Annotated in this window: 13 protein-coding genes; 3 read left to right on the forward strand and 10 right to left on the reverse strand. The window is 70.5% G+C overall.

The window, feature by feature from the left end; translation table 11 throughout:
- Positions 1-8: 8 nt before the first annotated feature.
- The 4 genes from ACFWN7_RS00505 to ACFWN7_RS00520 all read right to left on the reverse strand — a co-directional run bounded on the left by ACFWN7_RS00505 (position 9) and on the right by ACFWN7_RS00520 (position 4,817).
- A complete protein-coding gene (locus ACFWN7_RS00505) occupies positions 9-1,382 on the reverse strand; it encodes an FAD-binding oxidoreductase (protein ID WP_376936689.1) in 1,374 nt (457 codons plus the stop codon).
- 258 nt (positions 1,383-1,640) lie between these two features.
- Positions 1,641-2,000: a GntR family transcriptional regulator gene (locus tag ACFWN7_RS00510; RefSeq protein ID WP_376936690.1), complete on the reverse strand. Its 360-nt coding sequence runs from the start codon at positions 1,998-2,000 to the stop codon at positions 1,641-1,643.
- The gene (locus ACFWN7_RS00515; RefSeq protein ID WP_376936691.1) at positions 2,000-2,932 is read right to left on the reverse strand and encodes a hypothetical protein; all 933 of its coding nucleotides are present in this window, start codon (positions 2,930-2,932) and stop codon (positions 2,000-2,002) included. The genes ACFWN7_RS00510 and ACFWN7_RS00515 overlap by 1 nt, the downstream gene beginning before the upstream one ends.
- A gap of 88 nt (positions 2,933-3,020) precedes the next feature.
- A complete protein-coding gene (locus ACFWN7_RS00520; protein WP_376936692.1) occupies positions 3,021-4,817 on the reverse strand; it encodes a DEAD/DEAH box helicase in 1,797 nt (598 codons plus the stop codon).
- Positions 4,818-4,903: 86 nt separating this feature from the next.
- Here ACFWN7_RS00520 and ACFWN7_RS00525 point away from each other — a divergent pair, with 86 nt between their 5' ends.
- Complete coding sequence (locus ACFWN7_RS00525) at positions 4,904-5,689, forward strand: SGNH/GDSL hydrolase family protein (RefSeq protein WP_376936693.1); 786 nt, start codon at positions 4,904-4,906, stop codon at positions 5,687-5,689.
- Here ACFWN7_RS00525 and ACFWN7_RS00530 read toward each other — a convergent pair.
- Complete coding sequence (locus ACFWN7_RS00530) at positions 5,671-6,951, reverse strand: D-alanyl-D-alanine carboxypeptidase family protein (protein WP_376936694.1); 1,281 nt, start codon at positions 6,949-6,951, stop codon at positions 5,671-5,673. The two genes, ACFWN7_RS00525 and ACFWN7_RS00530, sit on opposite strands and share 19 nt — an antisense overlap.
- Positions 6,944-7,783, reverse strand: coding sequence for a TrmH family RNA methyltransferase (locus ACFWN7_RS00535; RefSeq protein WP_376936695.1), 840 nt, complete (start codon positions 7,781-7,783; stop codon positions 6,944-6,946). The genes ACFWN7_RS00530 and ACFWN7_RS00535 overlap by 8 nt, the downstream gene beginning before the upstream one ends.
- Before the next feature lie 64 nt (positions 7,784-7,847).
- Between ACFWN7_RS00535 and ACFWN7_RS00540 the strand changes: the two genes are divergently transcribed.
- Complete coding sequence (locus tag ACFWN7_RS00540; RefSeq protein WP_376936696.1) at positions 7,848-8,720, forward strand: NAD-dependent protein deacetylase; 873 nt, start codon at positions 7,848-7,850, stop codon at positions 8,718-8,720.
- 6 nt (positions 8,721-8,726) lie between these two features.
- Here ACFWN7_RS00540 and ACFWN7_RS00545 read toward each other — a convergent pair whose 3' ends face one another.
- Both ACFWN7_RS00545 and ACFWN7_RS00550 read right to left on the reverse strand, forming a co-directional pair.
- On the reverse strand, positions 8,727-9,827 hold the full coding sequence (locus tag ACFWN7_RS00545; RefSeq protein WP_376936697.1) for a glycosyltransferase family 4 protein: 1,101 nt from the start codon (positions 9,825-9,827) through the stop codon (positions 8,727-8,729).
- On the reverse strand, positions 9,824-10,717 hold the full coding sequence (locus tag ACFWN7_RS00550; protein ID WP_376936698.1) for an alpha/beta fold hydrolase: 894 nt from the start codon (positions 10,715-10,717) through the stop codon (positions 9,824-9,826). Before ACFWN7_RS00550 ends, ACFWN7_RS00545 begins: the two co-directional genes overlap by 4 nt.
- Positions 10,718-10,840: 123 nt before the next feature.
- Between ACFWN7_RS00550 and ACFWN7_RS00555 the strand changes: the two genes are divergently transcribed.
- Positions 10,841-11,680, forward strand: a complete 840-nt coding sequence (locus ACFWN7_RS00555; protein WP_376936699.1) for an exonuclease domain-containing protein — start codon at positions 10,841-10,843, stop codon at positions 11,678-11,680.
- A gap of 107 nt (positions 11,681-11,787) precedes the next feature.
- Here ACFWN7_RS00555 and ACFWN7_RS00560 read toward each other — a convergent pair whose 3' ends face one another.
- On the reverse strand, positions 11,788-12,036 hold the full coding sequence (locus ACFWN7_RS00560; RefSeq protein WP_376936700.1) for a type B 50S ribosomal protein L31: 249 nt from the start codon (positions 12,034-12,036) through the stop codon (positions 11,788-11,790).
- 144 nt (positions 12,037-12,180) lie between these two features.
- Positions 12,181-12,966: an ABC transporter ATP-binding protein gene (locus ACFWN7_RS00565; protein ID WP_376936701.1), complete on the reverse strand. Its 786-nt coding sequence runs from the start codon at positions 12,964-12,966 to the stop codon at positions 12,181-12,183.
- Between the last annotated feature and the right edge of the window lie 43 nt (positions 12,967-13,009).

Here is a 13,009-nt window from a genome sequence, read left to right on the forward strand (position 1 = left end):
CGCGGCCGTCACGGCCTCGCCGCCCCGTCGAACACGCCGTCGGGGTCGTACGCGCGGCGAATCCTCTCGACGCGCTCCTCATGGGTTCCGAGGATCAGGCCCCACATGGCATCCTCGCCTTCGCCGAAGCCCGCGAAGTTCATGTACACGCCGCGGGAGGCCGGTCGCAGCGCGCTCCAGAGCTCCCGCGCCCAGGCGATGGACGCCTCGTCGAGCGCCGGGTCCGTCCAGATGGCGTCGATGCTGACGTTGAATCGCGCGCCGCGGTGCGGGAACGCCGACTCGTCGACGCCGATCCGGTCGATCGCCCCGCCCACCGTCCGGACGACGACCGCGGAACTCGAATCCGGTCGGCGAGCCGCATTCTCGACGATCATGTCCACCGTCTCGTCGGCAAGGTCGTCCATGAAGTGCGACTTCCAGTAGTAGCGCCCGCCCGCGGGGAGCACGTCGTCGAACTCGCTCTGGGTCTCGACCCACGTGCTGGTACCGCTGAGATCGAGGATGGGCCGGCCGAGCTCCCCGAACGGTTCGAGCACCGGACCCGCATCGGCTGGGTCTCCGATGTACGTTCCGAGGGCGAATACGACGGGAACCCCGACGAGATCGCTCGGCAGGCCGGGGAAGGGAGGAACCGACCAGAGCGCGAACTGCGGCGCGATCGTGACCGGCGCTGCGAGCGCCATCTCGCGCCAGGCGCGGAACACGGTCGCGGCCTCGGCCGCGGGATGGACGAACGCGGCGCTGGCGACCTCGGGACCGAGCGGATGCAGCGCGAACGTGAACTCCGTGACCACTCCGAGTCCGCGTCCGGCCCCTCGTGCCGCCCAGAAGAGGTCGGGGTTCTCATCCGCGTTCGCGGTGCGGACGCTCCCGTCCGCCGTGACGATGGTCATCGAGATCACGTTGTCGCAGCTGAGCCCGTGGGTGCGCTGCATCAGGCCGAGGCCGCCGCCCAGCGTCAGCCCGCCGACCCCGGTCTCGGATATCTCGCCGCCGGGCGTCGCGAGCCCGTGCACCTGGGTCGCGGCATCCACATCCGCCCAGAGCGCCCCACCCTGGACACGCGCGGTCCGCGCGACGGGGTCGACGACCACGCCGCTCATGCGCGAAAGGTCGATCACGAGACCGTCGTCGCACACGGCGCTCCCGGCGACCTGATGTCCACCCCCGCGGACCGACACGATCGGCCGATGGCGACGCGCCGCGTCGACGCACGCCACCACGTCTTCGGTGTCCGCACATCTGACGATGACGTCGGGGTGCCGGTCGATGAGCGCGTTCCAGACCCCCCGTGCCGCGTCGTACTCGCGGTGATCCCGCTCGATCACCTTTCCTCGCACACGTGCGCGCAGGTCACCGGCAAGCGGTGAGTGCGCCACCTGCGACATCATCATGATCGCCTCGCAATCCCGTCAAGCATCCGACGGCAGTACCAACGGTAGGCGCGGCCACGGTCGGATGCATGGGGTGAACGCCCCATTTTCGCGTGGCGGAGAAGCTCGGAGACCTGCTCGGGCTCGAGGATGCCGGGGCTGCCGATGAAGTCGTACTCCTCGTCGCTTCCGAGTTCGGCCGCGACCGTTCATGAGCGCGTCGGCGCACCCTGACGAACGCCCGCCCAAGCCGGGACGCCCGCCTCAGTTCCGGTTGGTCCACAGTCCCATCAGCACGGTGATTGCGTCTTGGAGTGTCAGCTCATTTCTCACCGCCGCGTCGTGCAGTTCCCGCGCCGGCTTGAGCACTTCAGCCGGCAACCCGCGAGGCGATGCGCTCACGATCGTTCCGCCGCGTGCCCGAGCTTGCACGAATCGCTCGGATTCCAGCAACTTGTAGGCTTTCGCCACCGTGCCCGGCGCCACACCAAGGTCTCGTGAGAGCTGGCGAACGGTCGGAAGTCGCTCCCCTGGTGCGATCCGGCCCGCCATGATGAGGCCACGGAGCTGTTGATGGATCTGGTCCGACGGTGGCGACGCCCCTCCGAGGTCGAGCGTGACCATCAGTTCGCAACTGACTCGGCACGTGCGGCGGACGGCACACGTGAGCGATCGGCTGCGCGAGCCCGCGGCTGGAAGAGTGCGAATGCGATCAGGGCGAGCCCGAGTCCTTCGAGCAGGATGCCCCCGACAGCCAGCGGCATCGCGAGGGCGGCGAAGGAGGTACCGACGTCGACCCGCATGCCTTCGGGTGTCGACATGCTTGCGGCGAGCCGTGAGGACTGACCGATGAAGAGCCACGAAGCGCCGAGCGTGAATGACACCGCTCCGCACGCGATGGAGAGGATGGTGCGTGTGCGACCGCGGCGATGTGCGCGATCGCGCTCCCGATGAATTGGATCCGCTGGAACCGCGGGAATGGACACGCGCCGCAGGGCCATGAGTACGACGGCCACCAGCACGGCCAGCGCGACCAGCACCGGCAGGCCGAATGACCAGCCGAAGAAGGTCGTGCCCGCCCGCGAGGTTCCGAGCTGGATCACCATCATGGTGTAACGACCCCGCTCATCGGTGCTCGACGCGAGTCCGGCGAGCACGACCGTCGCCGTGATGAGCGCCGCCAGCGTCCACCAGCCGACGAACCACCAGCGCGATCCGTACGACCAGATCGACCGCAGGGCGAGATCGACCGCGTCGAATTGCCGTTCACCGGTCGCCCGTGCCGAGAACGTGGCATGGATCGCGATCGCGAAGACGGCGGCGAGAATGGGCAGAGCGTATCGCCAGACATTCTCATCCGGGGTAGCCCACCAGCGCGACCACCACAACAGCACGATGCCCGCCAGCGCCAGGAGCGCCGATACACGGCCGATGAAGGACTCGCCCCGGACCGTCACGGTCGAGACGCGAGCGGCATGCAACAGGATGCCGAGTGCGACGAGCGCCACCGTGCAGACTGCGATCTCCTCGAACCAGAGCCACAGGAAGAACGACAACACGACCTCCGCGAGTTATGTATCAACAGCATGACACATGATCCGAGGGTTTCAAGGGTCGACTCGCAATCGCCGCCAGACCCGCGCCTCAGCGGCTGCCGAGACGGCGGCGCAGCAGCTCGATGCGCGACTGCAGCTGGGTCACGGTGGCCTGCGCCACCGCCGGGCCGCCGCAGACCCGACGGAGCTCGGCGTGCACCTGCGAGTGCGGCTCCCCGGTGTGCCGCGCCCAGAGGCCGACGAGGCTGTTGAGCAGCGCGCGCTGCTCCTTGAGGGTGCGGTAGAGCGCCACGGGCTCGGCGTGCTCCTCCTCGACCGCGTGCTTGCGCCGCTCGCCGGACCTACGGGCCTGACGCGCCTGCCGATGGCGGAGAAGCTCGGAGACCTGCTCGGGCTCGAGGATGCCGGGGATGCCGATGAAGTCGTACTCCTCGTCGCTTCCGGGTTCGGCGAGGGTGCCGAACTCGGTCCCGTCGTAGAGCACTCGGTCGAACGAGGCATCCGACCCGATCGCCTCCCACGTGCCGAGGCCGGCCTCCTCCGAGGCGCGCTCCTCGCGGTTCGCCGATTCGAGGAGGCTGTCGTCGAGGCCGTCGTCACCATCGTCGCCGCTGCGCCGATCGAGCGCGTGGTCGCGTTCGAGCTCGAGCTGCGAGGCGAGGCTCATCAGGGTCGGCACGTTCGGGAGGAAGACCGACGCGGTCTCGCCGCGGCGCCGCGCGCGCACGAATCGGCCGATCGCCTGTGCGAAGAACAACGGCGTCGACGCGCTCGTGGCGTACACGCCCACCGAGAGCCGCGGCACGTCGACGCCCTCGGAGACCATGCGCACCGCGACCATCCACCGCCTGGTGTTGCCCGAGAACTCCTCGATGCGGGCACTGGCTTCCTTCTCGTCGGAGAGCACCACGGTGACCCGCTCGCCGCAGATGCCCTCGAGGATCTGCGCGTACGCGCGAGCCACCGTCTGATCGGTTGCGATGACGAGCCCGCCGGCGTCGGGGATGCCGTGCCGCACCTCGGTGAGCCGGCGATCAGCTGCGGCGAGCACGGCGGGGATCCACTCGCCGGTCGGCTCGAGCGCGGTACGCCACGCCGACGAGGTGATGTCCTTCGTGTTGTCCTCGCCGAGCTTCGCCTCCATCTCATCGCCGGCCTTGGTGCGCCAGCGCATGTGGCCCGCGTAGACCATGAAGAGCACCGGCCGCACGACGCCGTCGGCGAGGGCACGGCCGTAGCCGTAGTCGTAATCGGTCTTCGAGAGCCGAACGCCCCGCGCGTCGGGTTCGTAGTGCACGAACGGGATGGGGGCCGTGTCGGAGCGGAACGGCGTTCCCGTGAGCGAGAGCCGCTTCGTCGCGGGCTCGAACGCCTCGCGGATCGCGTCGCCCCACGAGAGCGCGTCGCCGCCGTGGTGCACCTCGTCGAGGATCACGAGCGTGCGCCCCGAGACGGTGAGCTCGCGGTGCAGCGCGGGCCGCATCGCGACCTGGGCATAGGTGACGGCGACGCCGTGGAAGTGCCCGGCGGCGCGTCCGTGGGAGTTGCGGAAACCCGGGTCGAGTCGGATGCCGGCGCGGGCCGCGGCATCCGCCCACTGCCGTTTCAGGTGGTCGGTCGGGGCGACGACGGTGATGCGGTCGATGATGCGGCGGGCCCTGAGCTCGGCGGCGAGACGCAGCGCGAACGTGGTCTTGCCGGCGCCCGGCGTCGCGGCCGCGAGGAAGTCGCGCGGCAGGCCGGCGAGGTACTGCTCGAGCGCCTCGGCCTGCCAGGCGCGGAGCCTCGATGCGGTGCCCCATGGGGCACGAGCCGGGAACGAGGGTGGGAGATGCTCGGCGGCCGAGGTGCCCGGCTGATGGCCGGAGGGGGTCGCGGTGCTCACTGGATCCGAGCGTAGCGGAGGGGCCCGACATGATCGAACCCGGGCCGGACCGCCGCGTGGAGTCCGCGAACCGGCACAATGGGGGGATGGTCACGCAGCAGCACCCATGGTCACGGTATGTCGCCATCGGCGATTCGTTCACCGAGGGCATCGGCGATCCCGAGTCGAGTGTGCCGGGCGGTCACCGCGGTTGGGCCGACCGCGTGGCCGAGGTGCTCAGCCAGGGCACCGAGGACTTCGCCTATGCGAACCTCGCGGTGCGCGGCAAGCTCATCCAGCAGATCGTCGACGAGCAGCTCGAGCCGGCGCTCGCGCTCCGCCCCGACCTCATCACCGTCTCTGCGGGCGGCAACGACGTGATCCGCCCGCGAACCGACCCCGACGAGATCGCCGCGCGGTTCGAGTACGCGATCGAACGACTCTCCCGCGACCGGGCGACGATCGTGATCTTCACGGGCGTCGACGTCGGGTTCTCCCCCGTGTTCCGAGGCATCCGAGGCAAGGTCGCCATCTACAACGAGAACCTCCGCCGGATCGCGCAGCGCTTCGACTGCATCGTCGCCGACCAGTGGGCGCTCACCGACATCCAGGACCAGCGAATGTGGGCACCCGACCGGCTGCACCTGAACGCGCTCGGTCACCACACCGTCGCTCGAATGGTGCTCGCCGCGCTCAACGTCGACAACGACCTCGAACCGATGAAGCCCGAACCGCTGCCCACCGGCACCTGGCGGCAGGCGCGCGTCGAAGACCTGTCGTGGGCGCGCGACTACCTCGTGCCGTGGGTGCTCCGGCGCATCCGTCACCAGTCCTCTGGAGATCTCATCTCGGCGAAGCGCCCCGATGCAGGCCCTTACTCGCTGCCCGGCTGAGCCGCGCCGGTCGCGTCGAGCGCGCCGGGGTTCGTGAGCCGCCACCACGCGCCGGGGTCGTCGAGCGACGCGTCGAGCACGAGCGGAACGGTGATCTCCTGCGCGCCGGCGCGCACGACGGCCGTGCCCACCTCGTCGCCGCGCGTGGCGAGGGTCAGGGGGTCGGCGTGCACCTCGACGTCGACGGGCGTGTCGTTCCAGACGATGACGGATGCCCCGCCCGCCGTCCGCGCGCGCGCGGTGTCGCCCCACGGGGTGTCGTACTCGGCGAGCGCCTGGTTGGCCTCGAGGGGGGTGACCTCGTGGAAGCCCGGCGCGATCGAGTCGAGGAGCGCGGCGATCGCGTCGTTCAGCACCGCGTGGGTGTCGCCGCCGAGCAGCACCCCGACGATGGTGACGGATGTCGCCCCCACCGGCACGTCGGCGGAGAAGAGCAGGTTCGCGGCGTCGTCGGTGGTGCCGGTCTTGATGCCGTCCACGCCGTGGCTGCCGAGCAGCTTGTTGGAGTTCTTCAGCGTGCCGAGCTCGGAGATGTCGACGACGGGTGTCGCCACGATCTCGGCGAGCACCGGATCGGTCAGTGCGAGCTCGCCGAGCTTCACGAGATCGGGGGCGGTCGACACGTTGTCGAGGGACAGTCCGCTCGCGTCGACGATGCGCGTGGTCGTGAGCTCGTGCTCGGCCAGCCAGGCGTCGGCGCGCTCGACGAGGGCGGCCTCGGAGCCGAACGCCCAGTTCGCGATGGAGATCGCGTAGTTGTTGCCCGACGGCAGCAGCATCGCCTCGAGGCTCTCGCGGAGCGTCAGCGTCGATCCGGCGGCCACCGGGGCGACGGAGCCGTTCTGGGCGACCATGTCCCAGTAGATGTCGACGTCGTCGCTCGTGTAGGCGATCTCGGGTCCGCCCTCGCCGGCCGCGATCGGATGCGCCTCGAGCACCACGAGTGCGGTGACGACCTTCGTGATGCTCGCGATCGGCACCGATGCCGCGTCATTCCCCGCCGCGAGCAGGCCGTCGAACCCGACCGCGCCGACCGCGTAGCTGCCGAAACCCGGCAGGGCGACCGGTTGCGGCGACGCGGCGACGGGCGCGGGGTCGATGATCGCGGGCGCTGCAGCCGGAATCGGGGCGCCGAGCGCGTTCGTCGTGTAGATCGCGCCGGTCGTGACGAGCGCGACCACGAGCGCGAGCGCGGAGAACACGACGATGCGGCGCCGCCGGTAGACCTTCGCGCGATCCGCGCGGGGATTCGTCTCAGGCATCCGTCGCCTCCCCGTCGACCGCGGTCGTCGAGTCGACGGCGAGCGCATACAGCACGACCGCTGCGGCGGCGGCCACGTTCAGCGAATCGACGCCGTGCGCCATCGGGATCGTGACGACCTGGTCGGCGGCGCCGAGCGCGCTGCGGCTGAGACCGTCGCCCTCAGCGCCGAACACGAGTGCGAGGCGCTCGGGCGGGTCGGCGGCGAGCGCCCGCAGCGACACCGCGTCGTCCGCGAGCGCGAGCGCGAGGATCGAGAAGCCGTGCGCATGCAGCAGCGCCGCGGCATCCGGCCACTCGGGCAGCCTGGTCCAGGGCACCTGCAGCACCGTGCCCATGCTGACGCGCACGCTGCGGCGGTACAGTGGGTCGGCGCATCGCGGGCTCACGAACACCGCGTCGGCGCCGAGCGCCGCGACCGAGCGGAAGATCGCGCCGACGTTCGTGTGATCCACGATGTCCTCGAGCACGACGACGCGACGCGCACCCTCGAGCAGTGCGGCGGGGTCGGGCGTCGCCGGCCGGTGGAACGCGGCGAGGGCGCCCCGGTGCACCCGGTACCCCGTGATGGCCTCGAGCTGGTCTGCGTCGGCGAGATGAACGGTGACGTCGAACGGCGCGAGCGATTGCTCGAGCCCCGGCAGCCACTTCTCCTCCATGAGCACCGAGCGCGGACGGTGTCCGGCGCCGATCGCGCGGCGGATGACCTTCGCCGACTCGGCGATGTACAGGCCCTCCGCAGGCTCGTGCGCGCTGCGGAGGGCGACGTCGGTGAGCCGGGCGTAGTCGGCCACCTCGTCGGATGCCGCGTCGCGGACTCGTTCGATGTGCATGGATCTCCTCCCCTCCAGCCTGCCAGTGCCGGAAACAATCCGGAAAACGACGCGTTCTAGAATCATGACCACCGTCGAAGGGGGAATCCGCGTGGTGTCCGACCTGGAAGCTCCGGTGCGAACCGATGCGCTGCTCGACGCTGCGATCGACCTCATGCGCGGCACGCGCGTCGCGGTGCTCACGGGCGCCGGAGTCAGCACGGACTCCGGCATCCCCGACTACCGCGGCGAGGGGGCGCCGGTGCGCACGCCCATGACGTTCCAGGCGTTCCTCGCCTCGGAGACCGCGCGCAAACGGTACTGGGCGGGCAGCCACCTGGGCTGGCGCAACTTCGCGGGCGCGAAGCCGAACTCCGGGCACCGCGCCCTCGCCGATCTCGAAGCCCGCGCCGTCGTGTCGGGCGTGGTCACCCAGAACGTCGACGGCCTCCACCGGCGCGCGGGAAGCCGTCACGTCGTCGAACTCCACGGCGGGATGGATCGCGTGGTCTGCCTCACCTGCGGCCAGCACTACGCCCGTCAGGCCATCGCCGATCGGCTGGCCGCGCTGAACCCGTCGGTCGACCTCGCCACGGCGATCCGGCCGAGGCCCGACGGTGACGTCGACGTCGACGACATCGAAGCGATGGCGGTTCCCGGGTGCACGGTCTGCGGCGGCATCCTGAAGCCCGACGTCGTCTTCTTCGGCGAGTTCGTGCCGACCGACACGTTCCACGCCGCGGCCTCGCTCGTGCGGGGCGCCGACACCCTGCTCGTGGCGGGCTCGTCGCTCGTCGTGAACTCGGGGATCCGCCTCATCGAGCTCGCGCGGCGACGCCGCATGCCCATCATCGTGGTCAACCGCGGCACGACGAAGGGCGACAGCCGTGCTGCCGTGAAGATCGACGCGGGCGCGAGCGAGACGCTCACCGCGATGGCGGCCGCGCTGCTCCCTTGACGACGTTCAGGCGCGGGCCCGCCGGCGACGCCGCCGGGTTCCCGGCGCGACCGTGCGCCGCATGAGCTCGAGCAGTCTCTCGGCCGACGACGCCCAATCGTAGCGTGCGGCGACGTCGACGGATGCCGCGGAGCGCCGCTCCCACTCCCCCTCGTGTTCGAGCGCCCACAGCGCGGCCACGAGCGACTCGGGGTTGCCCGGGTCGAAGAACAGCGCCGCGCCGTCGCCGATCTCGCGGAAGATCGGGATGTCGCTCACGACGACGGGCGTGCCCAGCCGCATCGCCTCGATGAGCGGGATGCCGAACCCCTCGGCGCGCGACGCGTGCACGAGCGCGGTGGCGTTCGCGAGGAGCTCCGCGTACGCGGCATCCGTCACGCCGTCGTGGAAGACGAGACGCGCCTGCGGTGCGAGCCTCGTGAGCCGGGTTCGCTCGGCACGCGAGATGCGGCTCAACAGGTGCAGCTCGTGGTCGGGCAGAGCCGCGACCGCGCGCACGAGCGTGTCGACGTTCTTGTAGGGCATGTACGAGCCCATGTAGACGAGGCGGTGCCCTGCGGGGCGTGCACGCGGCAGCGACGGCGCCGCGAGGTCGTCGGCCGCGTTCGGCACGACGGTGACGGTCCGTTCGGTGAGGTGGTGCTCGTGGATGAGCTCGGCGGTCGTCTGCGAGACGGTGACGACGCCGTCGGCACGGTTCAGGAGCATCCGCTGCGGCCACCAGGCGAGGTGGTACAGCCGCCACAGCAGGCGCACGGGCGCGGGCAGGTCGCGCGGCGGCGTGCGGTTCTCGTAGTAGATCAGGTCGTGCACGGTGAGGAGCAGCTTGTAGGTGCGGCCCCACGACCCCATGGTCTGCATGGGTGTGAACACGACATCGGGTCGGAGCTTGCGCACCTGCAGCGCGACCAGCGGCTCACGGATGCTGGTCGGCGAGCTCACCAGCTGCCACGGCAGCGCCGGCAGCATGTCGAGCTGCCGGTGGTCGCTGATGAGCATGGTGAGCGGATGCCGCCTGCCGAGCTCCGTGACGATGCCCGCGGTGAACCGGCTGATGCCGTCGTGCTGCCCGACGCGGACATAGCGGCAGTCGACGACGATCCTCACGTGCGTGCTTCCGAGCGCAGGAAGCGGAGGATTCGCGCCGCCGCGTCGCCGGGCGTCTCGTAGTGGATGAGGTGCCCGACCTCGGGGATGACCTCGAGCGAGGCGTCGGGAAAACGTGCGACCAGGCGCCGCTGCGCGTCGAGCGGCGTGACGTCGTCGCGCTCCGCGGCGACGAGCAGGGTCGGCACCCGGATGTCGCGCGCGAACTCGCTCACGTCGTGGCTCACCGAGGCACGGAACGCCTCGAGCACGGCGTCGCGGTCGCCGAACGCCGAGAAGAAGCGGTCGTGCTGATCGTGGATCCACCGGCGGAGGGTCTTCGAGCGGGTCTTCGCCATCGTGACGCTCATGACCCGCACGATCGCGCCGTTGCGCAGCAGCGCGAACCCCGCCTTCTCGGGGAGGGCCGCCGCGGCGCGGTAGTACGCCACCGCAAGCCGGGTCATCACGCCGCGCGGGCCCTCGAGCGCCGGCGCGCCGATCGGGTTTACGAGCACGAGCCGTTCGGGCGCGAGACCGCGCGCGACCGCCGCGGAGGCCACGATCGACCCGAACGAGTGGCCGAGCAGAGCGTACGGGCCGGCGATGCCGACCGCGTCGATGAACGCGGCGAGCCAGTCGGCGTACGCGTCGATGTCGTGCGGACGCTCCGCGAACGCGGTGGACTCGCCGAAGCCGGGCAGGTCGGGCGAGATGATGCGGAACCCCGGCAGTTGCGCGACGACCGGCTCGAGGCCGTGATGGTCGCCGCGGAAGCCGTGCACGAGCACCAGCACCGGGGCATCCGCCGCGCCGTACTCCCACCACGCGGTCTCGGTGCCGTCGACGTCGACGCGGTGGGCGCTCACGGGGATGCGAGCGAGCTGCTCGGCGTACGGGGAGTCGATCATCCCGGACATTCTACGGCGCGTCAGCTGAGCGCCCGGCTCCCCCTTCCCGCTCCCTGCGACGGATGCCGCGGACACGCGTGACGGTCCGCCGCCCCTGACGGTGGCCGCCCATAGCCTTCGACCATGGATGACACGACGAGCGCCCGCTGGGCCGACACCCTGGCCGTCTTCGACCTCGAGACCACCGGCATCGACGTCGACGCCTGCCGCATCGTCACCGCCCACGTCGGCGTGATCGGTGCTGCCGGCGATGTGCTCGAGCAACGCGAGTGGCTCGTCGACCCCGGCGTCGAGATCCCCACGGCGGCGTCGCTCATCCACGGCGTGACCACCGAGCGGGCACGCCTCGAAGGCCGGGTCGCGGCGGTCGCAGTCGCCGAGATCATCGACGCGCTCACGGATGCCGCAGGCCGAGGCCTGCCGATCGTCGCGTACAACGCGGCATACGACCTCACGGTGCTCGCCCGCGAGGCGGAGCGCTACGGACACACTCCCCTGCCCGGCCCCGGCCCGGTCATCGATCCCCTCGTCATCGACAAGGCCGTCGACCGCTACCGCCGCGGCAAGCGCACGCTCACCGCCACGGCCGCCCACTACGGGGTCGCGCTCCCCAACGCGCACGACGCCGGTGCCGACGCCGTCGCCGCGGGGCGGGTCGCCCAGGCGATCGCCCGCGAGTACCCCGAGCTCGCGGCGATCGCCGTCGGAGACCTGCACGCCCGCCAGGTCGACTGGTGCCGCGAGCAGGCCGAGAGCTACCAGGCGTGGCGTCGTGCCAATGGCGAGCCCGAGTTCACGACCTCGGGCGCCTGGCCGGTGCGCTCACACGTCAACGACGACGCACCCCGTGCGCGTGCGACGCTGACGCAGGAAGAAGTCGCGGAGACGCAAGCCACTGTCGAGCGACACGCCGACAGGAGCGCAATTGTTCCTGCAGGGGCGTCACCGAGTCACGGAGCCTGAGCGCGCGCGGTCCACCCCCGCGCCATGAAGTCAGTCCCACGGACTTCATGGGTGCAGGCACGACGAAGGGCGGGCGACCGGAGCCGCCCGCCCTCGTTCGGCAGTGCCTACTTGCCGAAGTTCTTGAAGCGCTGGTTGAACTTCTCGACGCGGCCGGCCGAGTCCATGATGCGCTGCTTGCCCGTGTAGAACGGGTGCGACTCCGACGAGATCTCGACGTCGATGACGGGGTACGTCTCGCCGTCGAGTTCGATCGTCTTGTCGCTCGTCACGGTGGAACGGGTGAGGAACGTGGCGCCCGAGGAGAGGTCGCGGAAGACGACGGCGTTGTACTCGGGGTGGATGTCGGTCTTCATGGAGACTTCCTTGCTGATCGGATGATGAACTGGAATCCCGCCCACGCGCCCACGCACGGTGGCAGGAAAGCATGATGGCCCACGGGCCAGCTATCGATTCTAGCAGAGTCGACGCGACCGCACGTCGGGCGGCGTCGGGCCGCGTCAGGCGGCTCGCGCGGCGAATCGCCCCTCGGCCTCGGTGAGGTCGATCGTGAGGCCGAACGTCTCGGTGAGGGTCTCGGACGTGAGTGCCTCGGCCAGTGGGCCCGCTGCGACGATCTTGCCGCCGGCGAGGAGCATCGCGTGCGTGAACCCCTGCGGGATCTCCTCGACGTGGTGCGTGACCATGACGATCGCGGGCGACGCGGACGAGGAGGCGTAGCCTCCCAACAGCCCAACGAGTTCTTCGCGCGCACCCAGGTCGAGGCTCGCCGCGGGCTCGTCGAGGAGCAGCAGCTCGGGGTCGGTCATGACCGAGCGGGCGATCTGCACCCGCTTCTGCTCGCCGTCTGAGAGGCTGCCGAAGCGGCGCTCGGCGAATCCCGCGAGGCCCCACTCCTTGAGCACGCGCTGGGCGCGGCGGAGGTCGATCTCCTCGTACTCCTCGTTCCACCGGCCGGTGACCGAGTAGGCGGCGGTCAGCACGACGTCGAGCACGGTCTCGTTGCGCGGGATCTTGCGCGCCATGGCCGTGGAGGCGAAGCCGATCATCGGCCGGAGCTCGAACACGTCGACCTTGCCGAGCGACTCCTCCAGCACGTGGGCGGAACCTTTCGAGGGATGCATCGCAGCGGCGGCGATCTGCAGCAGCGTGGTCTTGCCGGCGCCGTTCGGCCCGAGGATGACCCAGCGCTCATCGGATTCGACGCCCCACGTCACCGAGTCGAGGATCGAATTGCCGTCGCGGACCACCGACACATCGCGGAACTCCAGAACCGTACTCGCCATGTGCTCAATGCTATCGGGACCGGGGAGGGCCTCCGGTGCGCGC

It is taken from the genome of Agromyces sp. NPDC058484 (assembly GCF_042720415.1).
Lineage (GTDB): Bacteria > Actinomycetota > Actinomycetes > Actinomycetales > Microbacteriaceae > Agromyces.

Excerpts from the sequence above, each read along its gene's own strand:
- ACFWN7_RS00510 (WP_376936690.1), bottom strand. The coding sequence starts at position 2,000 with ATGGTCACGCTCGACCTCGGAGGGGCGTCGCCACCGTCGGACCAGATC.
- ACFWN7_RS00525 (WP_376936693.1), top strand. The coding sequence starts at position 4,904 with ATGGTCACGCAGCAGCACCCATGGTCACGGTATGTCGCCATCGGCGAT.
- ACFWN7_RS00530 (WP_376936694.1), bottom strand. The coding sequence starts at position 6,951 with ATGCCTGAGACGAATCCCCGCGCGGATCGCGCGAAGGTCTACCGGCGG.
- ACFWN7_RS00535 (WP_376936695.1), bottom strand. The coding sequence starts at position 7,783 with ATGCACATCGAACGAGTCCGCGACGCGGCATCCGACGAGGTGGCCGAC.
- ACFWN7_RS00540 (WP_376936696.1), top strand. The coding sequence starts at position 7,848 with ATGACCACCGTCGAAGGGGGAATCCGCGTGGTGTCCGACCTGGAAGCT.
- ACFWN7_RS00550 (WP_376936698.1), bottom strand. The coding sequence starts at position 10,717 with ATGATCGACTCCCCGTACGCCGAGCAGCTCGCTCGCATCCCCGTGAGC.
- ACFWN7_RS00555 (WP_376936699.1), top strand. The coding sequence starts at position 10,841 with ATGGATGACACGACGAGCGCCCGCTGGGCCGACACCCTGGCCGTCTTC.
- ACFWN7_RS00560 (WP_376936700.1), bottom strand. The coding sequence starts at position 12,036 with ATGAAGACCGACATCCACCCCGAGTACAACGCCGTCGTCTTCCGCGAC.
- ACFWN7_RS00565 (WP_376936701.1), bottom strand. The coding sequence starts at position 12,966 with ATGGCGAGTACGGTTCTGGAGTTCCGCGATGTGTCGGTGGTCCGCGAC.